Raw genomic sequence first — 25,835 nt, forward strand, 5'->3', positions numbered from 1 at the left:
CACTAAAGCCGCCAGTCCGCACGCCACCGGTTGTTTCCATTGTCGCGAGGTGAGCGGACAGTCCGTTTTCAGGAATCCAAGCGGACACAAATCAGGCGTCGAGTCAGAATGCCGAGCCTCAAAAGGGGCGGTGTGAGGCGAGCATGCCTTTTTCGCGAAGACGCTAAAGCTGCTGCAGAAGATACTCGGTTTTTACAGCGCTTCGGGGGTTGATGGGCACTCCGGTTTCGACGAACACGCCCCTTACGCCGGCGCGCTGCGCGGCCAGGATATCGGTATCGAGTTGATCGCCCAGCATGATTGCGGATTGCGCCTGAACGCCAAGCCGTTCCATTGCCAGATGGATGATGTCTGGTGATGGTTTGCCAATGAACTTTGGCGAGACACCCGCCGCCGTGGCGATAGAGTGTGCGATAGCGCCGGCGCCCGGTTCGAAGCCGTCATCGACAGGGCGGATGAGATCCGGATTGGTGCCAATGAGCTCGGCGCCGCCGAGCACGTTGCGCAGGGCGGCCTTCATCATCGAATAATCAAACTGGCGGTCGAGCGCGACGAGAACCACTTGCGCTGCCGTGCCTGTCAGCACGAAGCCAGCCTCTTCGACCCTGTTCTTGAATGACGGTGTACCGACAACATAAACCGGGGTGCCGGGGGCATAGCGGGCGCTCACATAGGCCAGGGTCACCTCTGCTGCGGAGACGACCTGATGGGGCGTGCAGGGTATGCCAAGTCCGATGATCTTGCTGGCGAAGTCGTCCGCTGATTTCTCGGCATTGTTGGTGATGAAGCAGTAGGGCAGGCCCTGGTCGTGCCAGCTTCTAAACCGCGCGACCGCACCTGCGATAGCGTCATCGCCCCGATAGACAATGCCATCAAGGTCCGAGAGGACAGCGGAGAACTCCAGTTCGTCAAGCGATTGGAGGCGCGTAGGGTTGTGGGGCTGCGTCACGCGATCTCGCCTTTAAGGTTTGGGTCGAGCATATCACGCAGCCAATCTCCAACGAGACTGATAGCGAGCGTGGTGAGGAAGATTACGACGCCGGCAGGTATGCCGATCCACCAGGCAGTGGCAAGGTAGTTTCGCCCTTCGCCCAGCAACAAGCCCAGGCTGGTACCAGGCGGCTGCACCCCCAGACCGAGGAAGGACAGGGAGGTTTCCAGCAGGATGATTTCGGGGAAATTCAACGTGATCTGTACCATGATGATGCTCAGCATATTGGGCAGTACATGGCGGAAATACACCCGCGCCGGGTGGACACCCAATGTGCGGATCGCGAAGGCGTAACCCTGGCCATTGGTGGAAAGGACCAGACCGCGCGCGATACGTGCATAGCCGTCCCAGCCGAACAGGCCGATCAGCACCACTAGCAGCACGAAATTGTTGCCGAAGAACGCCAGAACGGCCAGCGCCACGATCAGGAACGGTATGGCTGCCTGAAAGTCGACCAGCATCATGATCAGGTCATCGACCCAGCCACGGAAGTGAGCGGCGATAATGCCCAGAGCGGTGCCGACGGACGCGCTGATGACCGTGCCCATCACAGCAATGACAATGCTGGTCCGCATGGCATAGATGACCCGGCTGAGCACGTCGCGACCCAAACCATCAGTTCCAAGCAGATAGTCAGGGAGCCCACCCAGAAAGGCCGGCGGCTGCAGCCGCTTGAGCAGGCTCTGATCGGCATAGCCATGGGGTGCCAGAACTTCGGCGAACAGGGCGGCGATGAGGACAACAACCAGCCAGATGATCGACAGGCCAATCACTACGGGCGGACGCGTCTTCCACAATCGAGTCAGCCAACCAAGGCGCCGGAGCGGTATGGGGGCGGAAGAAAGAGGTATTGTTGTCATGCTTTGACGGCCCGCTTGTTATGGAGTTCGATGCGCGGATCGAGCCAGCCATAGGCGAGGTCGACACACAGATTGACCACCACCATGGTCAAGGCGATGAGCAGGACGACCGCCTGCACTACGGCAAGGTCGCGTTGGTTGACCGAATTGACGAGCAGCAAGCCAACCCCGGGCCAGGCGAATACCGTCTCGATGGTGACGGCACCACCAATCAGCCCGCCAATACGCATGCCGACCACAGTCACGACCGGAATAGCGGCATTGGGCAAGGCGTGACGCAGCACCCGCCTGTCGTAAGGGATGCCCTTGGCCTTGGCGGTGCGCATGAAGGGTTGGTGCAGGACGTCCAGCACCGACGAGCGCGTAAAACGCGCTATTGTCGCGGCGGCGCCAGTCCCCAGGGTTATTGCGGGCATTAGCAGGTGCCAGATTGTCCCGGTGCCCGAACTGGGAAGCCAGCGCAGGGTCATTGAGAACACCAGGATGAGGATGATGCCGAGGAAAAAATTCGGCACGCTGTGGCCGAAAATTGTTGCGGACATGGTCAGTTGGTCAACCAGCTTGCCCCGAGACAAGGCAGCAAAGATGCCCGAAGGAATGCCCAGGACCAGTGTGATCATGAAAGCTGTCGAGCCGAGCAATAATGTTACAGGAACGCGCTCCATCACCAGCTCGAGTGCGGGACGTCCGTCGCGAAAGGAGAGGCCGAAGTCACCCTGCGCGATGGCCGAAAGATAGGTCAGGTATTGTTCGAGATAGGATCGGTCGAGACCCCATCGTTGGCGGAACCTGGCGATGGCATCGGGGGAGGCTTCATCAGACATCATGATCTGGGCAGGGTCGCCCGAGGCGCGAAGCACGATGAAGACGAAGGTGACGGCGAGCAGCAGGGTCAGCGCGCCGCGGGCCAGCTTGGTAAGGACAAAAGTCAGTTTCATTGCGACCACGCCCCGGTGCCGGCTGTCCAACCGCAGTCGACGATGGTCTGACCATCGACGATCCATTGACGCAAATATTGTTCGTGCCCGTTGCATTCGGCGTGCAGGAGACGCGTTTCGACAAGTGGCACGAGACCAAAGCGCGGGTCAGCTCCCGCGAGTGCTTCGACCAGTGGGCGCCCTTCGGTGCCATCCAGAGGCAGCCCCATTGTCGTCAGCACTGTTGGCAGAATGTCGGGCAGCCAGCACGGCGCATCGGCGGTAAAGCCGCTGCGATAAGCGGGACCCTGCGCAGCCAGCACGGTTGAAAGCTCGCCCTTGTTCAGCCCCCCATGCATGCCGCCGCCGGGCGAAATCCAGGCGGCGAAAATGCAGGCGTCGATGTCCGGCCCATAGTTCTTGGAACAGTCGGTGGCGCGCAGCGTAAAGCCGATATCTGCGCCCCGCGCATGATTGTTACGGACGGCGCTCCAGGGGAGGGCGCCGGCAATGGGCGCGCCATTTGCTGCGGTGGCGAAGACCAGCCCGCAGAAATCCTGCCGGGTCAGCCAGTCAACCACCTCTTGTTTGTTCTGATCGCTCGTATCGTGCAGATACAGGCCGCTGAACGAGCCAATGGAGGCTCGACCGAATTCGGCTGGTATGATGTCCAGATTGGCCAGTTGGCGCTGACCCGTGATCTGGCCATGGTCCGACATGACAATGATGTTTTCGGGTCCGTTGCCGGCGCGCCACCAGTCAAGAATGCGACCAAAATTGTCGTCGCACCCTTTCTGGGCCTGCGCTGTTTGGGCTGCCGTCACGCCATAGGCGTGAGAACTCATGTCGGGATCATTCATCCAGTAGACGCAGAAGTCCGGATCATATGTGTCGTAGACCAGCCCGATCAAAACGTCAGTGGCATAGGTCATTCTGGCCGTGTTGGGCGCTTCCGCCGCGGGGATTTCGCCGAACCGGGTGAGGACTTGCTGGTGCAGATCCTGACTGGAAACGGGTGCGCCATGCATTGAAAACACCGGTTGGCTGAGCGCATGTGCGCTCGAATTCATCATCCGCGATGCGCCCTTGGTGGCCGTGCTGACCACCGCCATGGTGCGGCCTGCCTTCGCCATGTGCTGGCCCATGGTGGGCCGGTCAAGAAGCTGTCCGGCCTGCGCGGCCAGTTCGAGATCGTCCCATTCAGCGGTTCGGAACAGGCCGTCGGCGCGCACCGGGTGGATAAACTGGTTGGCTACCACGCCGTGGGAGCCTGGTGGACAGCCAGTCATGGTTGATGTGACAGCGACCCGCGTTTCGCTGGGAAAGACAGAACGGGAATTGATGAAATTGCTGCCTTCGCGCATGAAACGATCAAGATTGGGCATCAGGTCGGCCGTGGCGCGGTCCCGGCGCAGGCCGTCGAAGGTTACAAGCAGCGTTGATCCGATGCTCATGCCAGTGCCTCCGCTTGTCTGGTGGCCATGGCCACGTCATTGACCAACAGGCAGCTGACCCCTGACTGGGCGAGTTGCGCGATGTCTGTGCCCGTGTGATCGCCGCCCGCAAGGCCGGTGCCATGGCCGCCACTGGTGACCCAGACTTCGGCTCCAAGGCTGCGCAGGCGCTTTACCAGCGCGGGTGATGCATCGTTTTCCCAAAGCCGGATTGATCTTGCGCCGGCGTGCCAGAACGCTTCGGCCTGCTCGGGCGAGGGAATGAAACCCAGAATACTGGTCTCGCCCTGCGCGCAGAAGAACCGGACGGCTTCGAGCGAGTGGCAGCCAGCGATAAGCAGCGGACGCAGCGTTGCCGGCACCTCAGCACCTATTGTCTGCCATAGGCGGTCCAGAGCTTGCGGCGTTTCTTCCTTGAGATCGAGCAGAACCCGATTGCCGTCACGAACATAGCTTAGCACATCCGAAAGCAGTGCAATTCGGGCCCCGTCTGCATTCTCAAGTTTGGCCAGCTCTGCATAGGGCAGGGCGCTGACTTGCTCGGGCCGCTGAAACAGGCGGGCAAGATCGGCATCGTGGGCGCAAACACCGACGCCATCGCTGGAAAAACGGATGTCTGTTTCAATGGCGAAGGCGCCGGCCGCCAAGGCAGCGTCCCAGCTCTGGGTGGTGTTCTCGGCAAATCCGGCGCTGAAACCGCGATGGGCGATAATTCTCATGGAAAAACTCTGGTGTGGCGCTGTCTGCTCATGGCAGGGCGGCAAAGGTTTTGAGGTCGCGCTCGCGGCGCTGGCGAGGGGTGTCGGCAGGAATGGCAGCGAGCAGACGACGGGTGTAATTGTGCTGCGGTGCCTCAAAAAGCGTGCGCGCGTCACCGATTTCGAGCAGCTGGCCGCGATACATCACGCCGACACGATGGCTGATATGGCGGACAACGGAGAGGTCGTGGGAGATGAACAGCAGGGAGAGTTGCAGTCTGTCGCGGAGTTCAAGCAACAAGTTGATGATCTGGGCTTGCACGGAAACATCGAGCGCGCTGACGGCTTCATCGCAAACCAGCAATTTGGGCTGGAGCACAAGCGCTCGTGCGATCACGGCACGTTGTAGCTGTCCACCAGAAAGCTGGTGCGGCAGACGATTGCCCATGGTCCCGAGCCCGACAAGCGCAAGCATTTCCTGAGCACGATGATCGGCCTCGGCGCGGGCCAGGGTTTCATGGGTGGTCAGCGCTTCGCGAACCTGGGCGTGTATGGTCCAGCGCGGATCAACAACGGCGGCCGGGTTCTGGAACACCATCTGCACCAGCCGCCTCTGTCGGCGCCATTGTGCTGCGCCAACAGGCGCGTAGCGCTGGCCCCAGAAAGTCACGTCACCGCTGGTTGGTGCCTCAATGCCGGCAATCATCCGACCCAGTGTCGACTTGCCGCTGCCGCTTTCGCCGACGATCCCAAGGGTCTCGCCTTGCTCAAGATGGAAGCTGACGCCATCGACGGCGCGAAACTGTTCGCCACGGCCGAAAATAGTGCGACCCACCGGATAGGTTTGCACCAGATGGGATGCGACGACGCCCTGGTCAGGTGAGGGATTCATTGTGGCACCGTGGGCTGCGCGGGAAACAGATGGCAGGCGATCGTACCCGCGTTCGTCGAGGTGAGTGGGGGCTCGACCTGACACTGTGCCTGCACTTGCGGACAGCGCGGTGCGAAATTGCAGCCGGCAGGGCGGGAGGATGGTGCAGGCACCGTGCCCGCCACGGCATCAAGCGGGGTGCCGGGCTCGCGCTGAAAACCAATGCGGCAAGCCATCAAGGCGCGGGTGTACGGGTGGCGTGGGTCCTCAAACAGTGCGTCAACCGTTCCTGCCTCGACGACGCGTCCGGCGTACATGACAGCGACGTGGTCGGCGATCTCGGCAACCACGCCCAGGTCGTGCGTGACAAAGACAATTGCCAGTCCCAGCTCGTCCTGCAGATCGCGCAGCAAGCGTAAAATCTGCGCCTGAATGGTCACGTCAAGCGCCGTGGTGGGCTCGTCTGCGATCAGGAGTCTGGGACGACAGGCCAGTGCCATGGCGATCATCACGCGCTGGCACATGCCGCCGGAAAGCTGGTGTGGATAATAGGTCTTGTGGCGAGCGGCATTGGGAATGCCAACCTGATCGAGCAGTTCCACCACACGGCGATCCACTGCGCCGCCAACCAGATCCGTATGCTCCCGGATCGCTTCGGCGATCTGCTGGCCCACCCGCTTGACCGGGTTGAGTGCAGCCATGGGGTTCTGGAAGATCATGGTGACATCACGGCCGCGCATGGCGTTGAGAACGCGCTCGGGTGCGCCAAGGGTTTCCGTTCCAAACAGCCGCACCGAGCCACGGGCTGTCAGGCCCTCGTCGAGCAGACCGAGGGCAGACATGCAGGTGAGGCTCTTGCCGCAACCGCTCTCGCCGACAAGGCAAAGAGTTTCACCCGGCATGACGGCGAGGCTCACCTGCTCGACCAGTTCGAGATTGCCCGAAGACACCGTGAGGTTGGAAATCTGTAGGACCGGCTCGGCACCGGAATGCTCGGTGGAGCGCTGAGAGGCGGCACGAATGCCGCCTCTGCCCTGTGTGATCAAACTGGCCATCAGTCGCGATTAAAGCTGAGGTTTTCGGGCCGCAGGTCCATGTAGTAGAACGTGTACGGCTGCCAGTTCACGTCCTTGGCGACGCCATAGGTCTCGAGCGGCTGATAAAGGATCGTGCCGGGGGCATCGGTCTTCCACAGCTCGAGCATTTCCCAAGCCGCCTGCTGGCGCGTTTCGAGATCAACCGTGCTTTGCAGTATGGCCCCCAACTCGTTGAAACGGGCGAGGTTTTCTGTGCCAATCCAGCTCTTGTTCGCGCGCTGGGCGCTGCCAAATGGCCCCCAGACATTCCACAGGCCACCGACCGGGTCGGGATAACGTGTCGAATTGGACCAGGTCCGGACCTGAAGCGTTGAAGGGTCGATGCCCGAGAAGCTCTCGACAACGTTGAGTTCGACGTTGAGGCCGATTTCCTTCCACATCTCGATGATCGCCTGCGCGGCGGGCAGCGAGTTCAGATAGTAGTTGGGCTGGGTTGTGTAGCGGATGAGCTCGCCATTGTATCCAGCCTCGGCCAGAAGCGCCCTGGCGCGGTCGGGGGCGTATTCGAGCCCGACATGGTCAGGATTATACATGTCGCCGTATTCGGGGTACTGGTGCCCGTTCGGAACCACGGCCTGACCGCCCCAAAGCGCCTGATTGAGGAGCTCGCGGTCGATGCCCAGATTCATGGCCTGGCGGATCCGGATATCGTCAAGGACGGTGTCGGTGACGTTGTAGACCAGCACATGGGAGTTCGCCAGAACCACCGAGCGCGTCTCGATGTCATCATACCCGTTAATCTGGTCGATCTGGTCCGGTGCAACATTGGTGACAATGTCGAATTCGCCAGAGACCAGGCCCGCAACACGGGTCGAGGGCTCGGGGACCTCGCGGAAGGTCACCGAAGCGGCTGTTGGCATGCCGCCGAAATAGTCATCGAAAGCAACAAGGTGGATGGCCTCGTCAGCCTTGTAGCTTTCAAGCATGTAGGGGCCGGTGCCGACCGGGAACATCGGCACGCCACCATCGGTTGCCGCCTTGGCTTCCCAGTCTGCCTTGTTGACCACCCAGGATGCCCAGGATGCCAGACGCTGTTCCAGCAGCGGATCGGGTGCCTTGGTGACAAAGCGCACGGTAAGGGGATCAACTGCCACGACTTCATCGAGCACGGAGAAATAGGCCGGGCCTTCGGGAAGCAGCGCATTCTCGCCGCTGAGGCGCTCTGGCGAGAAGGTAAAAACGATGTCTTCAGCGGTCAGGGCGGCACCATTGTGGAAGGTAACACCCTCGCGCAGCTTCACTTCCAGTGTCAGGTCGTCGATGCGGCTCCAGCTTGTGGCCAGGCCCGGAATCAGGGTGGAGCCGCCGCCGCCTTCCGCCGAGAGAAAGTCGCGTCGGATCAGCGTGTCGAAAATGCTGTAATTGACGCGGGTGCCAACATTGGAAAGCTCTTTGCCTGGTTCGAGCGTTGCCGGCAAATCGGCTACGCCAACAACCAGATCATGTCGATCCTGCGCGAATGCCAGAGACGAGCATGTGGTAAGGAGCAGTGCTGCCGCTACCTTCGTGAGGTTCGTTGAGAACTTGCGAGTAAATGGCACTATGCGCCCCCTTCGTTGTTGAATGGGGTGCTGCTACGGTACCGCTATTACGTAAAGGCGACGGTGCAATGTCAGTTTGGTGACATTGCAGGACACTGCCAGTGCTTGCCTCGCCTGATCTGGGTACCGCCACCAGAATTTGGTTGAACAGATTCCGGGCTTCCCAGCACAGGTCCGGCCCTTACCCGCACTCTGGTGAGCGCTCGCCGCTAGGGGCGACGCGGTTTGAATGGTCCGCGCCGTGTGGCTCTGATCGCCCTGAAGCTGTGCTGCAGTTGCCGCGCTATTTCTGGCGCAGGTTTTGGCGCCATTGGTCGAGAAAAATCCGGCGTTTGTGCTGGTCCATGCCAGCCAGCAGAATGGGTGACAGGGCGATGGGGCGCAGGCTTGATGGTCCGCCCCCGGGCAGATCGAAGTCGGCGCCATCGGCTCCGCCGATCCTGACCACCAGTCGGGCCTCGCTCAGCGCGGTCTGGCCGGCGCTGGAGAGCAGAAAGTCGATGAAGCCGCCAGCAGCGCCGACATTTTTTGCGTGTTTGGGGATCAGCGCTGCGCGGGACAGGACCAGCGCGTAATCGCTGGGCGCCCGTACGCCGATGCGCGGGTCCTTGTCGGCGCGGGCCAGCGCGTAGGAACCCAGCACATTATAGGCGATCAGGTACCGGCCATCGGCCACCGCGTCGATCAGTTCGGCCGAACAGCAGGTGGCCACAGCGCCCGAACGGCCAAAAGCTTCAAGCAGCCGACCAAAAGTATTGGCCTGCAGGGAGTCCATGAAGGCGAACAGATAGCCCAGACCAGAGGCTTCGATATCATAGGTGGCGACGCGGCCGACAAAGCGGGAATCGGCGGGGCGCAGCAGGTCGATCAGGTCAAAGCGCGACAGGGGCACTTCGTCCGGCGCCACCAGCTGGGTGTTGTAGATCAACACCGCAGGTTCCTCGGTGATGCCGAAGATCTCGTTGCGCCAGTTGCGCGCGGCCGGCAGGGCGTCCGTGGCGGGCGATCTGTGCGCCACCGCGCAGCCATTGTTGACCAGCTGGACCTGCAGATCGACAGCCGAGCTGATGACCAGATCGGCGCTGCCGCTGCCTGCCGCGCAATGGCTGGCCGCCAGTGTCGCCAGATCGTTTGAGCCCCACTGTTCATAGGCAATGGCCAGATTGGGTCGACTGGCCAGAAAGTCGAGCATGACCGGCGCGAAGACGCCGATATCGGTGGTGCTGCGCACGACCAGTGTTTCGGTTGCCGTGGGCAGGCCGAATACCGCGGAGTCTTCCTGAGCCAGGCAGGCGGTACAGGCCATCATGGCAACAAACAGGGCCGAGACGATGCGGTTCATGGCGCGCGCTCCTCGTGCTGCAGCGGGATCGTCAGGCTGATGGTAAACCCGGTATTGGAGGCGATATCGACCGCCATCGTTGCGCCATGGGCATGGGCCACGGCGTGAGCGATGGACAGACCAATGCCGGTGCCGCTGGTGCGGTGCTGGTCGGCCGACAAAAAGCGCTGTCCGAGCAGGTGCGCTTGCTCGGCCGTCATGCCCTTGCCCTGATCATGCACGGTCAACACCGCCTGACCGCCTTGGCACAGCACGGCGATGGTCACTCTGCCAGCCCCATGCTGGAGCGCATTGCTGATCAGGTTCTTGACCGCCTCTTGCAGCGACAAGGCATCTCCGGCGACCCATGCCGGGGTCTCGCACAGGTCAAGATGCAGTCGCCCGGCTTCAAAGATCGCCCCATCATCAAAGACCTCGGCGGCGGCCATGGCGACGCGGCGCAAGTCGATCCTTTTGTGGGCGGCGCTGTCGCCGCGATGGATGACCAGTGCGCGGTTCAGCATCTGATCGGTCAGGCGGCTGAGGCCGACCGAGCGCGTCAGGATCTTGCTGACAATCTCGGACTGGCGGTGTGGGTCCTGTTCCTCGGCGGCCAATTGGGCCTGCGCCCGCAAGGCAGAAATCGGCGTGCGCAATTGGTGCGCGCTGTCGGAAATCAGGTTCTGCATGCCATCGATCTGGCGGTGCAGGCGGGTGATGAACCGGTTGATCGAATCGACGATGGCGCGCAGTTCGCGCGGCACCGCGATATCGAGCGGGGTGAGGTCCTTGGGGTCACGTGCCAGCAGGTCCTGACCGATGCGTTTGAGCGGCACAAGGGCCGAGCGGATCGAGAAAACGGCAAGGGCAACCATGCCGATCCCGGCCACGGCCAGCATCATCCAGGCATTGCGCGCGATATCCCAGGCCAGAGCCTGACGGGCAATGGTAGTGTGGGCAACAATGGTGGTCACGGTGCCGCTGAAGCCGCGTTCGGCGAAATGCCGTCGCACGGCCACCAGCCGGACCGGGTCGCCGGCAAATGTGCCATCGAAGAAGCTGAGATCGGTGTCGGTGGGGGGCAGCGCCAGATCGTCATAGCCGGTCAGGGTCACGCCCTGGGGGTCGATAACGCGATAGGCAATGCGATCTTCGGGCGCCAGAGCGAGCAGTTCCAGCGCGGTCACCGGCAGATCCACCAGCGGATCGCCTTCAACGATGGAGATCGAGGCCGAGATCTGGTTGGCCGCGCCCACCAGCAGGCGGTCAAAGGCATTGCGGGCGGCCTGATGGCCATAGGCCAGCGCCGCAGCGGTGACGATGATGCCGCCGGTCAGCAGGATCAGCCCAATGGCCAGAAACAGGCGGGAGGCCAGGGACAGGGGGCGGCCATTGCGGGCCCCGATATGCCGGAATGCGCTATTGACTGGCAAAGAGCTGATATCCCAATCCGCGCAGGGTCTTGATCGACACTTCGCCCCCGTCCAGCTTCTTGCGCAGCCGGGCGACATAGATTTCGACAGCGTTCAGGCCGACATCGCCCTGATCGAACGAAAAGATGCGCTCAAATATCTGTTCCTTGGAAATGACCCGGCCACGGTTGATCAGCAGCGCCTCAAGCACACCAAATTCGCGCCGCGTCAAATTGATCGGCTGACCGCCCAGGGTCACGACGCGCCCGGCAATATCGACTTCAAGATCCGCATAGGTGATTGTCGAGCCTTCGGAGGGATCGCGCTGCGCCCGTCGGGCCAGGGCGCGTACACGCGCTTCAAGCTCACGCAGATCAAAGGGTTTGACGAGATAGTCGTCGGCACCGCGATCAAGCGCGGCCACACGGTCATCGACCTCGAGCCGTGCCGTCAGCATCAGGATGGGGGTGGTAACACCCTGTCGTCGCTGGTCGGCGAGCAGCGACAGACCGTTGCCGTCGGGCAGGTTGATATCGAGGATGATCACGTCATAGCGCTGCAGGGCCAGCAGGTCATCGGCGGCGACCCGCGTCAGCGCATGATCCACCGCATCGCCGCGCCGGCCGAAGCTGGCGACGATGGCATCGGCGACATCGTGAGTGTCCTCAACCAACAGAATGCGAATGATGTGCGCCCTCCCAAGCGTGTGCGCAATTGAGCGCTTATGCACGGGGCTTGCAAGCCCAATGCCCGAAGTGGGGCGACGACAGCTTGATGACAGGTTGGCCTGTTAGACATCGAGCAGGCCCGCAAGACCGGTAATCGGCGGCGGGCACAAAATGAGGAGATTCCGATGAAGCTGCTTTCCGTGGCGAAAGCCACTTTTCTGGCTGCTGCGCTCAGCGCGGCTGCTTACGCGCCGGGCGCCATGGCGTTCGAGGCCAACAATACCGAATGCATTGCGCCAGCGGGCGCAGGCGGCGGCTGGGACTTCACCTGCCGTCAGGTTGGCAAGGCTCTGCAGGATCTCGATCTGATCCCAGGCACCATGCAGGTGACCAATCTGGCTGGCGGTGGTGGTGGCGTGGCCTTCGCTGAAGTCGTCAACAAGCGCAATGGCGAAGACAATCTGATCGTGGCGGCCTCTTCGGCAACCTCGACGCGTCTGGCCCAGGGGGCTTACCCCGGCAATGACATGAGCCAGGTACGCTGGCTGGCTTCGGTCGGTGCCGATTACGGCATCATCGCGGTGGCCAAGGATTCCGAGATCAACACGCTTCCCGAGCTGCTCGAGATGATCAAGGCTGATCCAACCAGTGTCTCGGTCGCCGGTGGCTCCGCTGTGGGTGGCTGGGATCACCTCAAGGTGCTCATCGCGGCCAAGACGTCGGGCATTGATGACGTGCGCAGCGTCAAATATGTGGCGTTTGATGGCGGTGGTGAGGCTGTGACCCAGCTTCTGGCTGGCAGCGTGCAGGCGTTTACCGGCGATGCGTCCGAAGCCAAGGGTTTCGTGGATTCCGGCGATATCAAGGTGATTGCCGTGCTGGCGCCTGAGCGTCTCGAAGGCGACTTCGCCTCCTACCCAACGGCCCGCGAGCAGGGCGTCGACGTGATCGGTGCCAACTGGCGCGGTTTTTACGGCCCCGGCGACATGTCTGACGAAGCCTATGATTTCTGGGTTGAGCAGATCGGTGCCGTTTATGACTCGGCCGAGTGGAAAGACACCATGGCGGCCAATGGTCTGGCGCCGCTCGACCTGCGCGGCGCTGACTTCGAGGCTTTTGTGGCCGAATCCGTGTCCAGCATCTCGACCCTGTCCAAGGAAATCGGCCTGATCGAATAGATCACGCCACATCCGGGGCCCGCGCATCGCGGTGCGGGCCTCGTTTTGCTGACCCCATGGGGGTCATGGTGTCATGTCGCAGGAGGGGGAGCCGATGAGGAATTCCAGCGATCGTCTGCTCGGAATTGCCGGTCTGGTGCTTTCGGGACTTATTATTTGGGGGGCTTTCCTGATCAAGGAGAGCTTTATCCAGGACCCTCTGGGTCCACGCGCCTTTCCGATTGTCATTGCTGTTGTTATCGGGCTCGCCTCGGCCACCATTCTGGTGCGGCCCGATGAAGAACCCGTCTGGCCCGCACTGCCGCGGCTGCTCGAAATCGGCGTCGCCGTGGTCGCGCTGATTGCCTATGCCCAGTTCCTGCCCATTGTCGGCTTTGTGCTGTCGACCGCGGTTTGCGGCGGGTTTCTGTCCTGGCGTCTGGGCACCCCGCCACTCAAGGCGGCGCTGGCCGGGCTGCTGATTTCAGGCGGCATCTTCCTGGTTTTCCGGATCATCCTTGGCCTTTCCCTCGCCAGAGGGCCCTGGGGTTTCTGACCCCGGCTAGAAAGACATAAAGACATGGATTCTCTTCAATCTCTCGCCGACGGCTTTCTGATTGCCCTGACCTGGCAAAATCTTGGACTGGCCCTGATCGGCTGCCTTCTGGGCACAATTATCGGGGCTCTACCGGGGCTCGGGCCCTCCAATGGCGTCGCCATCATGATCCCCCTGGTGTTCACACTGGGGCTGCCCGCCACGCCTGCGCTGATCCTTTTGACCAGCGTCTATTACGGCGCCATGTATGGCGGGCGCATATCCTCTATCCTGCTCAACATACCCGGTGACGAGCCGGCGCTGATGACCACGTTGGATGGCTATCCCATGGCCCGCAAGGGGCAGGCGGGTGAGGCCCTGTCGATCTCGGGGATTTCCTCGTTTGTTGGCTCGTTCTTTGCCACCTGGGGACTGGTGTTTCTGGCGCCGCAGCTGGTCAAGGTTGCGCTGCTGTTTGGGCCTGCGGAGTATTTCGCGCTGTTTACGCTGGCCTTTGCGACCCTGGGTGGTCTGGCCAGCCGCAATCAGGCCAAGGCTGCCTTTGCCGCCGCACTGGGGCTGGCAATCGCGCTGATCGGCGTGGATGGCCAGACCGGCGTGCCGCGCTTCACCTTTGGTGAAGTCCACTTCTATGACGGCATCGACTTCCTGGTCGCCATTGTCGGCATGTTCGCGCTCTCGGAGGTTTTCACCTTCCTTGAACACCGTGGCACGGCCAAGGCAACAGGCGGCGACGGGACCGTCAAGCTGGGCCGTATTACCCCGCCAGTTGCGATGCTGAAACAGACGTCTGGCTCCATGGCCCGTGGTACTGTGCTGGGCTTTATTGCCGGTGTGCTGCCCGGTGCTGGCGCGTCGCTGGGTTCGTTCATCGCCTATTCGTTCGAGAAACGTCTCAAGGACAAGAACGGCACGTTCGGCAAGGGCGATCCGCGCGGTGTCGCGGCACCCGAGGCGGGCAATAATGCGGCCGCCGGTGGTGCGCTTGTGCCCATGCTGGCCTTGGGCGTTCCCGGCTCGGGCACGACCGCCGTGCTGCTGGCCATGCTGCTGGCGCTCAACATTACACCCGGCCCCTTGCTGTTCCAGAACAATCCGGATGTGGTCTGGGGCCTGATCGCGGCGCTGTTCATCGCCAACTTCATGTTGCTGGCGCTCAATATTCCCATGGTCGGGTTCTTTGTGCGCCTGCTGATGATCCCGCCGCGCTATCTCATGCCGGGCGTCGCGATGATCTCGTTTGTCGGCATTTACGGTGTGTCAGGCTCGACATTTGATCTGATGGTGATGATCGCCTTCGGTGTCCTGGGTTGGGTGCTGCGCAAGCTCGATATTCCGCTGGTGCCGATCATTTTGGGCGTATTGCTCGGCGATCAGATGGAGAAAAACCTGCGGCGCGCCATGACCATTTCGGATGGTGATGTGATGACGCTGGTCGCTTCGCCACTCTCGATCGCGCTGTGGACGATGGCCATTGTCGGTTTCATCCTGCCGGTGATTGTGGGCCGCTATCTGCGTCCCAAGATCGCCGATAAGGATGACGTTGAAGGCGCCGATCCCGACTGATCGTACGCCAAGGGTCTGACAGACAAGAGGGCGCCGCATCACACGATGTCGGTGCCCTCATCCTCTCCCGGCATAGTGCCTGCGAATGCGCGTGGCGCTTCATCTCCTCCCGGCCCCCCCCGATCAAGGGGGACAGATTGAGTTCGTCGTGTAATTTCGCGCCAGCAACGGGCGGGCAATGCCGGTGCTGATAATGCCGGTCACCCCGATGATGAGAATACGCATGGTCGATCTCCGGATATGGGGGGATATGATCGGGCCCGCGGTGTGTGCCAGCGAGCCCGGGCCGTATCTGGGTTTTAGAGCCTAGCTGCGGTGGTCACGCGAGCCACGACGATGGAATTGGGCAAGCTTGGCCCACAGATCCTCGTGCACGAAGCGGGTATTGACGCTGTCGTAGACGCGGATTGGGCGGTACTTGCCGTTGTGGACATATTTCATCTGTTCATCAAACAGGGGCGCAGGCCGGTAGTCCCATACCCCCGCCTCGGGATCGAGGATGAGGCCGATACACGAGGAGTCACCGAGCGAGCGGTACTCCATGTGCGGATCGGTGCGCATATTGTACTCGATCACCTGCTCGACCAGATATTTGCCGATCTCGCCGCAGGGCGAAACCTTCTCGATCATCTCGGCATAGGTCACGCTCATGGTGCGATAGGCGGTCCGGGGCACCTGCCAAACGGTCAGCTTGGACTTCATCAGCACGTTGGCGGCGGGAATATCGTTGGACAGGTTGTATTCACGGCCACCAGCGGGCCAGTGGCCGCCGCCGATCCAGATCACGATGATATTGCGGTTCTCGATTTCGGGCTTGAGCAGCAGTGCCGAGGCGATGTCTGTCACCGGGCCATAAAAGGCGATGAACAGCGGACGGTCGTCGTCCTTCATGGCCTCCTCGATGATCAATTGCGCGCCGGGCGAGTCGACGGGCGTGGTCTCGTCGGGCATGGCATGGGTGGCGCCGTCCTCAACCCGAACCTTGCCTTCAAGATTCATCAGCTTGAGCACCAGCATGGTCTCGTCGTGACTGTCCTTCAGGCTGGTCTTGGACTTCTTGTCACCGAAATGGGCGGGAATGATGCCATGCAGTTCAAAGGACGGCGTAAGGATGGCCTGAACGATGGCAAACTGGTCGTCACATTCGTTCTTGGCGTCGGTGTTGACGATCACGCGCTGGCGCGCATGGGGCGGATAATCAACGTCGAACACGGTAAAATCGGTCATATTGGTCGGCCTCGGTAAAAAAAGTGATCATGGTCGGGTTGCTCGCCAAGTGCGCGAGCGACGGTTGGTCCGAGAGGGAAAAACCCCATCAGGCCTGACTTTCGGCGACGGGTGTTGACGCGCGAACGCTGGCATCCGGCCGCGCGTCATCGCATCCCCGCAGAAGGGGTTCAGTGGTGCTCCTCACCGTATGGACGCTGGCCGCTATGGGCGACAAGCTATCGTTTGTATTCGAATTGTGCGCAGGTTCGTCAGTCGCCAAAAAAATTCAATATAACGCCTATAATATGGGGTTTTGGTTGAATTTCTGGGTGTGGAAGAAGCGCATTCTCAATGAACCGGTCGTTCGGTTTATTTTGATTATTTTCGACTTTTGATTGTTGTCGCAACTTGCTGCCGCTGTCAATTGTCCAGGCCGCAGTCCGTGGGGTGGGGTGGGCAGACGTGTTGGCTTCCGGCGTGTGGGTGGGTGGTTTGCCTTGTCTCCAAGGTCGCTCACCATGGTCGGGGTGGTGTGATCGACAGGGGCGTTTCTTCAGCAAACTCAGGCTTTTCCCTACGTGTCAGAAATTTTAGGTAAGGTGCTGTTCATCCCCTCAGGGCTACGCTCACGGTGCCCAGAACGCCGAATGTTGAGACAAAACCCGATGGCTACACGTGTCGCCGTCATCGATGATGACCCGCTCTATATGGAATTTGTCGCCTCGTTGTTCACCAATGAGGGTAGTCTTCACGCGGTCAAAACCAGCACTTCCGATGAGTTGATGGCCTTGCTCAAGGTCGATCCTTCCATTGAGTGTGTGGTGCTCGACTATGATCTGGGCATCGATACCGGGCTGGCGCTGGGCAAGGCGATCAAAGACGGCTTCGAGGATCCCCCGCCGATCATAATGCTGACCGGGCAGGGCAGTGAGCGTACGGCGGTCAAGGCCTTCCGTATTGGCTTCAGCGATTATGTCTCCAAGCGCAATCTGGATCGCAGCGAACTGATCCGGGCCATTCAGGGCGCCATTGCGCGCCGCAAGGAAGATCGGCTGCGGCTGGCGGAAACTGACAAGCTGCGCAGCAATGCGCGCTTTGACAGCCTGACAGGGCTGCATTCGGCCAGCTATGTCGAGGCCCGGTTGAGCGATCTGCGCTTCCGGCACGCCCAGGACGGGTTCACGCTGATCATGGTGCGGCCAAAGCTGCTGCCCAAGATCCGCAGCGATCTGGGCTATGTGATCGCCGACAAGTTGTTGCGCAATTTCGCCAGCCTGCTGAAAGAGGCCACCGCCGAGAGCGCGTTGTGTGGCCATCTGGGGGCTGATCAGTTCGTCATCGTCTTCGAAGGGCGGACCGACCCCGATTTTGTGGCGTCCGCCTGCAAACGTATCTACGAGAGCGTACGGCTGTCCGAAGAACACAACCGCATGCAGATCGAAATCGAACCCGCCATTGGCGCAGCGACATTTCCTGCCGATGGCGATAGTGCCGATGCTGTCACCAAGGCGGCGGCAAAAGTGCTGGAGCAGGCCGAGCAGTTGGGACTGCCCTATGGCTTCACGCTCGACGAGCTGCCCGAAGGTGAACTCAGCCCCATCGTGGCTGAGACCATGTCGATGCGGCAGTTGGAAGAGATGCGCAAGGAGGCCCGCAAGCGGGTGCTCAAACGCGGCAAGATCATCATTGAGGGTCTCAACTCGGTGATTGATTGCTCGGTGCGCAATGTTTCAGAATCAGGTGCGCACCTGCGCATTGAGAGCTATTTTCAGGTTCCGGACCGATTCAAATTTCAGATCGTGGGTGTGGGCGCACCGCGAGAAGTTGAGAAGCGCTGGCAGGTCGGCGCGGATCTAGGGGTAGAGTATCGTGAGTAAGCGCCCATGACAGCCAAGGCAGAATTTGAAGCCAAGATGGCGGCTCTCAGCACGGCCTTTTCGCAGCGCACTGCTGGGGATGCCGCCGAGTTCGAAGCGCTTGGCGTTGCGCTGTGCAAAGCCGACGATCAGGCGCATCGCGACCGGATCCAGTATCTGGCACATCGGCTTGCCGGCGGCTCGGCGACATTTGGTCTGGTGACGCTCGAAGAGCCAGCCAGTCATCTCGAGACGCGTATTCTGGCGCAGGCCGATGCGACCGAGATCGGGGAGGGCAGTCAGGCGCTGGCCGAGACGATCCGACGGATCTGTGGTGAACCTGTCACCCAGAACGGGGGCAACCATGCTCCGGCCTGAAACAGAGACAGACGAGCCAGCAGCCAAGCTGATCTGCATCATCGATCACGCACGACAGACCAAGGAGCTGGCCGACAAGCTGGCGGGTCTGGGTTATGCGACAGTCGATCTGCAGCACGACATGCCGCCCGAAAACTGTCTGGCAGTGATCATCGGGCACAGCATTGATCCCGAACTGAAACTGGCGCAGGTGATGTCGGCCTATCACCCGGTGATCCTGGTGGGTGAAGAGCAGGGTTTTGCGGCCAATCTGGCAGCGGTGCGGGCCGGGGTGCGGGCCAGCCTGGCCCTGCCGCTCGATATGGTGGAACTGGGTGCCTGGCTGACCAGCCTGAGCCAGTCCGAAACCAAGCCCTATTCGATCATGGTTGTCGATGACGACGAAATCGCCGCCCAGACTTACGGTCTGGCGCTTGAGGCGGCGGGCATGGAAGCCACCATCGTCACTGATGCGGTCAAGGCGTGCGATGAGATTAATCGCTGCGCGCCTGATCTGGTACTGATGGATATGAACATGCCCACCGCTGACGGGCTTGAAGTCGCCAGCGTCATGCGCCTGTCGCGCAAGAACCTGTCGCTGCCCATCGTCTTCCTGTCGGCGGAAAAAGACATGGAACGCCAGCGCGAAGCACGCAAGATCGGCGGCGACGACTTCATCTCCAAGCCGGTGGATCTGGAGGGTCTGGCTTCGCTGATCGCCATTCGGGCGGAGCGGGCACGGGCGCTGCGTCAGGTCATGGACCGCGACAGCCTGACGGGCCTGCTCAACCATGCCCGGTTCAAGGATCGCGTGGCCGACGAGTTGGGCCGGTCGCGCCGTACGGGGTCGACCTTCTCGCTGTGCCTGCTGGACCTCGATCACTTCAAGCGGGTCAACGATACGCATGGCCATCTGTGTGGCGACCGGGTGCTGCGCACGCTGGCCCATTCGCTGCAGGGCACGCTGCGCCAGACCGACGTGATTGCCCGCTATGGTGGCGAAGAATTCGCGGTGCTGCTGGTGGGTACCGATGCAACGCGGGCGCAGATTGTCATGGACAAGGTGCGCACATCATTTGAGCAACTCAAATTTGATGGCCCGGAAACCTCGTTCTCCGTCACGGTCAGTGTCGGGGTAAGCAGTGAGCAAATGGGAAGCTCAGTGGAGGGGTTGATTGGGCGCGCCGACGAGGCGCTCTACATCGCCAAGGATAATGGACGCAATCGGGTGGTCATCGCGCCCACGCTGCAGGCACGCAGCGCTTAGGGCGATGAACCAGGTGAGGGCCATTCTGGCTCTCCGCAGCAAAAGGGCCGGTGCGCAGGTGAGTGAAACAAGACCAGTCGAGTATCGTTGGTTGAGACTGGCCGGACTTAGTCTGGGCGTAGCGTTGCTGTATGTGGTGACAGGTGTGCTTGGCCTGCGACTTGCGGTGCCGCCGGGCTATGCGACTATCATATGGCCCGCCTCGGGCATTGCCATTGCCGCGCTGTTGATTTTTTCCCCGCGCCTGGTGGTCGGCGTTTTCCTCGGCTCGTTCGTGGTCAATGCCTATGTCGGCGCTGTGCTGGGCGGCGACGGTATCGACTGGCGCGCCCTGGCAGTTGCCGTTGCGATTGCCGCTGGGTCCAGCCTCCAGGCCTTGGCAGCTGCATTTGCCGCGCGGCGGCTATTTGGTGTGCCGACCATTCTGAAATCCATCCGGGATGTGGTGGTCTTCGCAGGCGTGGTTGGTCCGATCGCGAGCCTGATCGCCGCCAGCGTTGGCACGGGCACGCTGCTAATTGCCGGTCTATTGCCGGCCGAGGCCGTCGCCACCAACTGGGTGACCTGGTGGATGGGCGATCTGATCGGTATTCTGGTCGTTCTGCCGCTGGCCCTGTTGGGGCCCTGGCGCAGCTGGGGCGCGGGCTGGTCGCGGGACAATGCCGCGGGCTTGCGGGCGGCCTCGATCCTGGCCTTGATGGTGCCGCTGGGCATGACCTTCTATGGCTGGATGTGGACCAGCGAAGCGGCCTATCAACGCGGACACGCAGCGTTTCATGGTCTGGCCAATGACAGCAAGCAGGCCCTTCTGCACCGCATGGATTCCTATGCGCAGGGCCTTGATGGCGCGGCTGGCCTGTTCATGGCCTCTTCCGTGGTCACGGCCGCTGACTGGCGCGCCTATGTCGACGCGCTCAATATTGGCAAGACGCTGCCTGGCATTAATGGCATCGGCGTTATCGACGATGTGCCCACCACAGAACTGGCCGACTTTTATGCGCGGATGAGGGCGCTGGGTGTTCAGGGGCTGGAGGTTCATCCCACCGAAGTGCCGCGCGACAATCATTTTGTCATTCGTTTCATCGAGCCGCTTGAACCCAATCTACCAGCGCTTGGTCTTGATATTGCTTTTGAAGAAAATCGCCGCGAAGCGGCCATAACGGCCCGGCAAACCGGGCGCTCGACAATTACCAAGCGCATTTTTCTGGTGCAGGACGAAGTTAGGCGCGCAGGCTTTCTGCTGCTCAAGCCATTGTACCAACGTTCGGTGCCTTTGCGTACGGTCGAGCAGCGTCGGGTTGCATTCCGTGGCTGGGTGTATGCCCCGTTCATCGGTGCGCGCTTCATGACGGATCTGACGTCGAGCCAGCAGGATACCCTGGAGCTGCAGGTCTATGATGGCCCGGTGGTCAACGAAGACCGACTGATCTATTCGAGCCAGTCCGGTGACGAAGCCCGCGGCGTGCCGACCTATACCATCAAGGAAACCATGCCGGTGATGGGCCAGTACTGGACCATCGTCTGGATCAGTACCGCGCAGTTCGACGCAGAAACAAAGAATAACGAGCCGATGGTGGTGCTGCTGGCTGGCCTGCTGGTCTCGGGGCTGTTTGCCGTGTTCCTGCTCAGCTATGCCCGACGCGAAGAGACCATCCAGCATCAGGTGGTGCAGAAAACCCTTGAGATTACAGCCCGCGAACAGGAGAACCGCGCTGTGTTCAACACGGCTGTGGTCGGCATTTTGCTGCTTGATGAACACGGGCGCCTGTTATCGGCCAATGAGGCGGCGCTGGAGATTTTTGGCGCCGAGGCCCAGGACATCCCCTCAATGTCGATCAGGGACCTGCTCAAGCTTGAGGGCGCGCGCTCGGTGGCCGAGCTTCTGGGCGCCCTGATGACGCGCACCACGCGAACCAAACCCGCTACCGGGCTGACCCGCGATGGCAAGCAGCTTGATCTGGAATTTCAGATCAACCCCTGGAAGACCGAAGAAGGGGAGATGCGGTATACCGCCATTGTGCGGGATGTGACCCGGCAGCGGCAGATCACCATCGCCCTTGAAGATGCCGAAGAGCGCTGGAGCAGCGCGCTGCGCGGGGCCCGGATTGGTGTGTTTGACGTCGATCTGGTCGCCGGAAAGTCAATTGTTTCAGATACCTGGATGGAGATGCTCGGCTTTCACGTCGACGACGCCATCAACCCTCAGGAAGAATGGCGCAAGCGGGTACATCCAGACGATCTGGCCGTTGTCGATGAAGCGGATGCTGCATGCTTTGCGGGGACGACGCCGCGCTCGGAATGCGAGTACCGGATACGTAAGAAGAGTGGCAACTGGATCTGGTTGCGGTCGGACGCTACCGTTACCCAGCGCGACGAAAACGGCGCAGCGTTGCGCCTTGTGGGTACGCAGACCGACATCACCGCGCTCAAGGAAGCCGAGGCGGCGCTGCGTTCAAGCGAGGAACGCCTGCGCAGCGCGATCGACAATGCGCCGATTGGCATGGCGCTGATCGACCCGCAAGGGGAGTGGATCAGCGTCAACGAGGCCCTGTTCGCGTTTCTGGGCTATTCGGGCGAAGACTTCCTCAAGCTGAACTTCCGCGAGTTGACCCATCCCGATGATGTCGGGTTGGACCGCGAACTGCTCAGTCAGCTGACATCCGGCGAGATCGCCGACTATCAGCTTGAGAAGCGTTATCTTCACAAGGAAGGCCACGCGGTGTGGGGCCTGCTCAGTGTTTCGGTTGCGCGCGGCCAGGATGGTCGGATTGACTATTTCATCGCCCAGATTCAGGACATTCAGGACCGCAAGGAAATGGATCGGATCAAGAGCGAATTCATTTCCAATGTCAGCCATGAATTGCGCACGCCACTGACCTCGATCCGCGGGTCGCTTGGGCTTGTGACCGGGGCAATGGCCGCCGAAATTCCTGCCGGAATCATGCGTCTTTTGACCATTGCGCACAAGAACAGCGAACGGCTGATCCTGTTGATCAATGACATTCTCGATCTTGAGAAGATGAACTCCGAGAAGCTGCAATTCGACATTGGAACGCACAAGCTGCTCGAAGAAATTGAGCTGGCGATGGATACCAACCAGAGCTATGCCAACCAGTTCGATGTGACCTTCGTGCTCGACACGCCCGATGTGGACATGGATTGCGATTTCGACGCAGCCCGCCTGCAGCAGGTGTTGTCCAACCTGATGTCCAATGCCGCCAAATTCTCACCGGCAGGTGGTACGGTGCATCTGAGCCTGTCCCGTGTGGGCAAGATGGCGCGGGTGAGTATTACCGATACTGGGCCGGGCATTCCGGCCAGTTTCCGCAGTCGCATCTTTTCGCCGTTTTCTCAGGCCGACGCTTCGGCCACGCGCGAAACAGGCGGCACCGGGCTTGGCCTGCACATCTCAAAGCAGATGATGGACAAGATGTTCGGGGGGTTGGATTACACCAGTGTCGAAGGCGCCGGCAGCACGTTCTGGATAGATCTGCCGCTGACAGCCGATGCGCCGGCGCAGCTTGAAAACGCCAGCAATGGCGCACAGTTGCCACGCGTGCTCCATGTGGAAGACGATGCCGGTTTCCGTGATTTTATCGCCACCGCGATGTCTGGTCAGCTCAACATCACGCAAGCTGCGACCCTGGGGAGGCTCGGGCTTATCTGGTGGGCCAGAGCTTTGATGTGATCCTGCTCGATCTGCAGCTTCCAGATGGCCATGGCATGGATTTGCTGGAGGGGCTGGATCTGCATACCGGCTGTCCGGTGATTGTGCTTACGGCCACCGAAAGCGTTGACGATGATCCCCGGGTGAGCGCTACCCTGGTCAAGTCACGCACGCCCGAAGATGCAATCGTCGCCCTCATTCTTGAGGCTGCAGCAGAATCCCAGCGGGCGCAGGCCCGCGGCCACTAGGGGCGTCGGCGCCCAATGCGCGCCGACAGCCGGTCTAGTTCTTCCAGCCCATCAATGTACTCACCTGTTCGGCAAGCGACATGGGGTCAAACGGCTTGGCGATGACGCCTGTCACGTCAAGTTCGAGCAGGCGCTCGACCTCGGAGGGTTGGGTGCGGGCGGTGACAAATACCACCGGAATATGAGTTGTTGCAGGATCATCGCGCAGCGCGATCCGCGTCATGGGGCCATCCATTTCGGGCATCATGACATCAAGCAGCACCAGATCAGGTTGCCAGTCGCGGGCGACCTGCAGGGCGTCCATGCCACTGGCACACTCCTGAACTTCAAAATTGTCGTTCAACTGCAGGCACATGACCGCGACAACCCGGATATCGGGCTCGTCATCAACATATAAAACGCGCATCGGCTTCCCAAATCATGCCGGCCGGTGACGCTTGCGTCGCGGCGGGGTTGTTGTCGCTAAATCCTACAGCACTCAGACGAATTTGGGTATCGGCCACAGCCCTTGGTGGGCAGATCAGCGTTGCTAGCCTTGCCAAATGCTTGACGCGGGCGCGCGTTGGTCCTAGGTACGCCCTCGGTTGCAGACGCCCGCCGCTCGCTGACCCATGGTCATGGTGAAGTTCTGCTTGATAACGATCATCAATCGTCCTCCGCATTTCGCGCGGATGGCAATGCGGGCTCCCATCCTCTCTGCGAAATGCTTGCCAGAGGAAGTTGGGATTGTGTCAAAACCCCCTGAGAATGCATTTACCCATGGCCCTATGCCGGCCATTTTCGCCAGGACCGCGCTGCCGATCATCTTTGTGATGGGCATGAACGGCCTGCTGACGGTAGCCGACGCCGTTTTCCTGGGCATCTATATCGGCCCCGAGGCGCTCGGTGCCGTTACGCTGATGTTTCCGATGTACATGCTGGTGGTCGCGCTGGCGACGCTGGTGGCCAGCGGCATGTCAAGCCTGTTGGCGCGCCATCTGGGCGGGCAGAGGCTGGATGCCGCCAAAGCCGTGTTCACCGGCGCGCACGGTCTGGCACTGGCCATCAGTGTCGTTCTGAACGTGTTGTTTGTGCTGGTGGGGCACCAACTGGTGCTGCTCACGGCCGGCGGGTCGGCTGAACTTGCGGCGCTGGGTGAGATCTATCTGCGCATTACAGTGCTGTTTTCGCCGCTGGTGTTTGTGCTCTCGGTCAATTCTGACGCGCTGCGCAATGAGGGCAGGGTAGGGCTTATGGCGGCGATGAGCCTGCTGGTGGCGCTGGCCAATATCGGCTTCAACTATGTGTTGATTGCCGTGCTCGATATGGGGGTGGCCGGCTCGGCCTATGGCACGGCCATGGCGCAGATACTGGCCCTTGCGATTATCGTGGTGTTCCGTCTGCGCGGGCAAACCGTGTTGCGGCCGCAGGTGCTGCTGGCGCACAGCTGGGTGTCGGGTTGGGGCCGTATTCTGGCGCTCGGCGCGCCGCAAAGCCTGGGCTTTGTCGGGCTGGCGCTGAACGCGGCGGCCATTGTCGCGGCGCTGCAACTCCATGGCGAGGGCGACTACGCCGTGACCATCTCGGCCTATGGCATTACCACGCGGGTGATGACCTTTGTCTATCTGCCGCTGCTGGGGCTGGGCCATGCCATGCAGACCATTGCTGGCAATAATTACGGCGCGCGCGATTTCGGACGCACCGATGCCAGCCTCAAGCTGACGCTTGGCATTGCGCTGATCTACAGCCTGACGTCGCAGATCATCCTTGTGCTGTTCGCCGCCCCGATTGCCGGCATGTTCGTCAGCGCACCGGCGGTCATCAACAGCGTTGTGCGCATCACCCCGATGATGACCGCGCTGTTCTTTCTGGCCGGGCCGCTGATGATGCTGGCCAGCTATTTTCAGGCCATCGGACAGGCCAGCCGGGCGGCGATACTAGGGTTGAGCAAACCCTATCTGTTTGCCCTGCCGCTGACCTTTGCCTTGCCGCTGGCCTTTGGTGAAACCGGGGTCTGGCTGGCAGGGCCCATGGCCGAAATACTGCTGGCGCTGGTGGCAATGGTCGTGCTGGCCCAGACCGCGCGATCACTGGGGCTGCGGCGTGGGTTGTTCTCCGCAGAGAGAGTGCAGCCAGCCTAGCG

General features: G+C 61.1%; 23 protein-coding genes. 10 read left to right on the plus strand and 13 right to left on the minus strand.

All coding sequences use genetic code 11. The annotated features are described in order from the left end of the window. Positions 1-163: 163 nt before the first annotated feature. From AC0L37_RS06775 to AC0L37_RS06825, 11 genes are all read right to left on the minus strand, one after another. Entirely contained in the window at positions 164-949 is a 786-nt protein-coding gene (locus AC0L37_RS06775) for an HAD-IIA family hydrolase (protein ID WP_282221622.1), read from the minus strand. Next, on the minus strand, positions 946-1,851 hold the full coding sequence (locus AC0L37_RS06780; protein WP_212657645.1) for an ABC transporter permease: 906 nt from the start codon (positions 1,849-1,851) through the stop codon (positions 946-948). Before AC0L37_RS06780 ends, AC0L37_RS06775 begins: the two co-directional genes overlap by 4 nt. Beyond that, positions 1,848-2,789 carry an ABC transporter permease gene (locus tag AC0L37_RS06785; RefSeq protein WP_282221621.1) on the minus strand — a complete coding sequence of 314 codons (942 nt, stop codon included), beginning with the start codon at positions 2,787-2,789 and terminating at the stop codon, positions 1,848-1,850. The genes AC0L37_RS06780 and AC0L37_RS06785 overlap by 4 nt, the downstream gene beginning before the upstream one ends. Next, a complete protein-coding gene (locus tag AC0L37_RS06790) occupies positions 2,786-4,222 on the minus strand; it encodes an alkaline phosphatase family protein (RefSeq protein WP_282221620.1) in 1,437 nt (478 codons plus the stop codon). The genes AC0L37_RS06785 and AC0L37_RS06790 overlap by 4 nt, the downstream gene beginning before the upstream one ends. Then, positions 4,219-4,941 (minus strand): glycerophosphodiester phosphodiesterase, encoded by a 723-nt coding sequence (locus AC0L37_RS06795; protein ID WP_282221619.1) that lies wholly within the window; start codon positions 4,939-4,941, stop codon positions 4,219-4,221. The genes AC0L37_RS06790 and AC0L37_RS06795 overlap by 4 nt, the downstream gene beginning before the upstream one ends. 28 nt (positions 4,942-4,969) lie before the next feature. Then, positions 4,970-5,812: an ATP-binding cassette domain-containing protein gene (locus AC0L37_RS06800; RefSeq protein WP_282221618.1), complete on the minus strand. Its 843-nt coding sequence runs from the start codon at positions 5,810-5,812 to the stop codon at positions 4,970-4,972. Continuing rightward, positions 5,809-6,846 carry an ABC transporter ATP-binding protein gene (locus tag AC0L37_RS06805; protein ID WP_282221617.1) on the minus strand — a complete coding sequence of 346 codons (1,038 nt, stop codon included), beginning with the start codon at positions 6,844-6,846 and terminating at the stop codon, positions 5,809-5,811. Before AC0L37_RS06805 ends, AC0L37_RS06800 begins: the two co-directional genes overlap by 4 nt. After that, a complete protein-coding gene (locus tag AC0L37_RS06810) occupies positions 6,846-8,306 on the minus strand; it encodes an ABC transporter substrate-binding protein (protein ID WP_282221616.1) in 1,461 nt (486 codons plus the stop codon). The genes AC0L37_RS06805 and AC0L37_RS06810 overlap by 1 nt, the downstream gene beginning before the upstream one ends. A 406-nt stretch (positions 8,307-8,712) precedes the next feature. Continuing rightward, positions 8,713-9,771 (minus strand): ABC transporter substrate-binding protein, encoded by a 1,059-nt coding sequence (locus tag AC0L37_RS06815; protein WP_282221615.1) that lies wholly within the window; start codon positions 9,769-9,771, stop codon positions 8,713-8,715. Then, the gene (locus AC0L37_RS06820) at positions 9,768-11,183 is read right to left on the minus strand and encodes a sensor histidine kinase (RefSeq protein WP_282221614.1); all 1,416 of its coding nucleotides are present in this window, start codon (positions 11,181-11,183) and stop codon (positions 9,768-9,770) included. The genes AC0L37_RS06815 and AC0L37_RS06820 overlap by 4 nt, the downstream gene beginning before the upstream one ends. Beyond that, positions 11,170-11,847 (minus strand): response regulator transcription factor, encoded by a 678-nt coding sequence (locus tag AC0L37_RS06825; RefSeq protein WP_212659119.1) that lies wholly within the window; start codon positions 11,845-11,847, stop codon positions 11,170-11,172. Before AC0L37_RS06825 ends, AC0L37_RS06820 begins: the two co-directional genes overlap by 14 nt. Before the next feature lie 168 nt (positions 11,848-12,015). On the opposite strand from AC0L37_RS06825, the gene AC0L37_RS06830 reads away from it, so the two are divergent. The 3 genes from AC0L37_RS06830 to AC0L37_RS06840 all read left to right on the plus strand — a co-directional run bounded on the left by AC0L37_RS06830 (position 12,016) and on the right by AC0L37_RS06840 (position 15,109). Continuing rightward, positions 12,016-13,008 (plus strand): Bug family tripartite tricarboxylate transporter substrate binding protein, encoded by a 993-nt coding sequence (locus AC0L37_RS06830; RefSeq protein WP_282221613.1) that lies wholly within the window; start codon positions 12,016-12,018, stop codon positions 13,006-13,008. A gap of 94 nt (positions 13,009-13,102) precedes the next feature. Beyond that, positions 13,103-13,543 carry a tripartite tricarboxylate transporter TctB family protein gene (locus AC0L37_RS06835; protein ID WP_212657653.1) on the plus strand — a complete coding sequence of 147 codons (441 nt, stop codon included), beginning with the start codon at positions 13,103-13,105 and terminating at the stop codon, positions 13,541-13,543. Positions 13,544-13,567: 24 nt separating this feature from the next. Continuing rightward, positions 13,568-15,109 (plus strand): tripartite tricarboxylate transporter permease, encoded by a 1,542-nt coding sequence (locus AC0L37_RS06840; RefSeq protein ID WP_212657654.1) that lies wholly within the window; start codon positions 13,568-13,570, stop codon positions 15,107-15,109. Positions 15,110-15,415: 306 nt separating this feature from the next. On the opposite strand, the gene AC0L37_RS06845 is transcribed toward AC0L37_RS06840, so the two are convergent. Then, positions 15,416-16,336: a nucleoside hydrolase gene (locus tag AC0L37_RS06845; RefSeq protein ID WP_473314767.1), complete on the minus strand. Its 921-nt coding sequence runs from the start codon at positions 16,334-16,336 to the stop codon at positions 15,416-15,418. A 173-nt stretch (positions 16,337-16,509) separates the two neighbouring features. Here AC0L37_RS06845 and AC0L37_RS06850 point away from each other — a divergent pair, with 173 nt between their 5' ends. The 6 genes from AC0L37_RS06850 (at position 16,510) to AC0L37_RS06875 (ending at position 23,713) form a co-directional block, all read left to right on the plus strand. Then, positions 16,510-16,713 (plus strand): hypothetical protein, encoded by a 204-nt coding sequence (locus AC0L37_RS06850; protein WP_282221610.1) that lies wholly within the window; start codon positions 16,510-16,512, stop codon positions 16,711-16,713. Between the two features lie 270 nt (positions 16,714-16,983). After that, entirely contained in the window at positions 16,984-18,195 is a 1,212-nt protein-coding gene (locus AC0L37_RS06855) for a GGDEF domain-containing response regulator (protein ID WP_282221609.1), read from the plus strand. A 6-nt stretch (positions 18,196-18,201) separates the two neighbouring features. Next, positions 18,202-18,552: an Hpt domain-containing protein gene (locus AC0L37_RS06860; protein WP_212657657.1), complete on the plus strand. Its 351-nt coding sequence runs from the start codon at positions 18,202-18,204 to the stop codon at positions 18,550-18,552. Next, positions 18,539-19,798, plus strand: coding sequence for a GGDEF domain-containing protein (locus AC0L37_RS06865; RefSeq protein ID WP_212657658.1), 1,260 nt, complete (start codon positions 18,539-18,541; stop codon positions 19,796-19,798). The genes AC0L37_RS06860 and AC0L37_RS06865 overlap by 14 nt, the downstream gene beginning before the upstream one ends. Before the next feature lie 58 nt (positions 19,799-19,856). Continuing rightward, positions 19,857-23,486: a PAS domain S-box protein gene (locus AC0L37_RS06870; protein WP_282221608.1), complete on the plus strand. Its 3,630-nt coding sequence runs from the start codon at positions 19,857-19,859 to the stop codon at positions 23,484-23,486. Then, positions 23,465-23,713 carry a response regulator gene (locus AC0L37_RS06875; protein WP_282221607.1) on the plus strand — a complete coding sequence of 83 codons (249 nt, stop codon included), beginning with the start codon at positions 23,465-23,467 and terminating at the stop codon, positions 23,711-23,713. The genes AC0L37_RS06870 and AC0L37_RS06875 overlap by 22 nt, the downstream gene beginning before the upstream one ends. A gap of 34 nt (positions 23,714-23,747) precedes the next feature. Here AC0L37_RS06875 and AC0L37_RS06880 read toward each other — a convergent pair whose 3' ends face one another. After that, positions 23,748-24,119 (minus strand): response regulator, encoded by a 372-nt coding sequence (locus tag AC0L37_RS06880; RefSeq protein ID WP_212657660.1) that lies wholly within the window; start codon positions 24,117-24,119, stop codon positions 23,748-23,750. A 322-nt stretch (positions 24,120-24,441) separates the two neighbouring features. On the opposite strand from AC0L37_RS06880, the gene AC0L37_RS06885 reads away from it, so the two are divergent. Beyond that, positions 24,442-25,833 (plus strand): MATE family efflux transporter, encoded by a 1,392-nt coding sequence (locus tag AC0L37_RS06885; RefSeq protein ID WP_282221606.1) that lies wholly within the window; start codon positions 24,442-24,444, stop codon positions 25,831-25,833. Positions 25,834-25,835 lie beyond the last annotated feature (2 nt).

This window comes from Devosia sp. J2-20 (genome assembly GCF_055808475.1).

Bases quoted from the DNA above. Each gene is read 5' to 3' on its own strand.
- AC0L37_RS06780 (WP_212657645.1), bottom strand. From the start codon at position 1,851: ATGACAACAATACCTCTTTCTTCCGCCCCCATACCGCTCCGGCGCCTT.
- AC0L37_RS06785 (WP_282221621.1), bottom strand. From the start codon at position 2,789: ATGAAACTGACTTTTGTCCTTACCAAGCTGGCCCGCGGCGCGCTGACC.
- AC0L37_RS06790 (WP_282221620.1), bottom strand. From the start codon at position 4,222: ATGAGCATCGGATCAACGCTGCTTGTAACCTTCGACGGCCTGCGCCGG.
- AC0L37_RS06795 (WP_282221619.1), bottom strand. From the start codon at position 4,941: ATGAGAATTATCGCCCATCGCGGTTTCAGCGCCGGATTTGCCGAGAAC.
- AC0L37_RS06800 (WP_282221618.1), bottom strand. From the start codon at position 5,812: ATGAATCCCTCACCTGACCAGGGCGTCGTCGCATCCCATCTGGTGCAA.
- AC0L37_RS06805 (WP_282221617.1), bottom strand. From the start codon at position 6,846: ATGGCCAGTTTGATCACACAGGGCAGAGGCGGCATTCGTGCCGCCTCT.
- AC0L37_RS06815 (WP_282221615.1), bottom strand. From the start codon at position 9,771: ATGAACCGCATCGTCTCGGCCCTGTTTGTTGCCATGATGGCCTGTACC.
- AC0L37_RS06830 (WP_282221613.1), top strand. From the start codon at position 12,016: ATGAAGCTGCTTTCCGTGGCGAAAGCCACTTTTCTGGCTGCTGCGCTC.
- AC0L37_RS06835 (WP_212657653.1), top strand. From the start codon at position 13,103: ATGAGGAATTCCAGCGATCGTCTGCTCGGAATTGCCGGTCTGGTGCTT.
- AC0L37_RS06840 (WP_212657654.1), top strand. From the start codon at position 13,568: ATGGATTCTCTTCAATCTCTCGCCGACGGCTTTCTGATTGCCCTGACC.
- AC0L37_RS06845 (WP_473314767.1), bottom strand. From the start codon at position 16,336: ATGACCGATTTTACCGTGTTCGACGTTGATTATCCGCCCCATGCGCGC.
- AC0L37_RS06855 (WP_282221609.1), top strand. From the start codon at position 16,984: ATGGCTACACGTGTCGCCGTCATCGATGATGACCCGCTCTATATGGAA.
- AC0L37_RS06860 (WP_212657657.1), top strand. From the start codon at position 18,202: ATGACAGCCAAGGCAGAATTTGAAGCCAAGATGGCGGCTCTCAGCACG.
- AC0L37_RS06865 (WP_212657658.1), top strand. From the start codon at position 18,539: ATGCTCCGGCCTGAAACAGAGACAGACGAGCCAGCAGCCAAGCTGATC.
- AC0L37_RS06880 (WP_212657660.1), bottom strand. From the start codon at position 24,119: ATGCGCGTTTTATATGTTGATGACGAGCCCGATATCCGGGTTGTCGCG.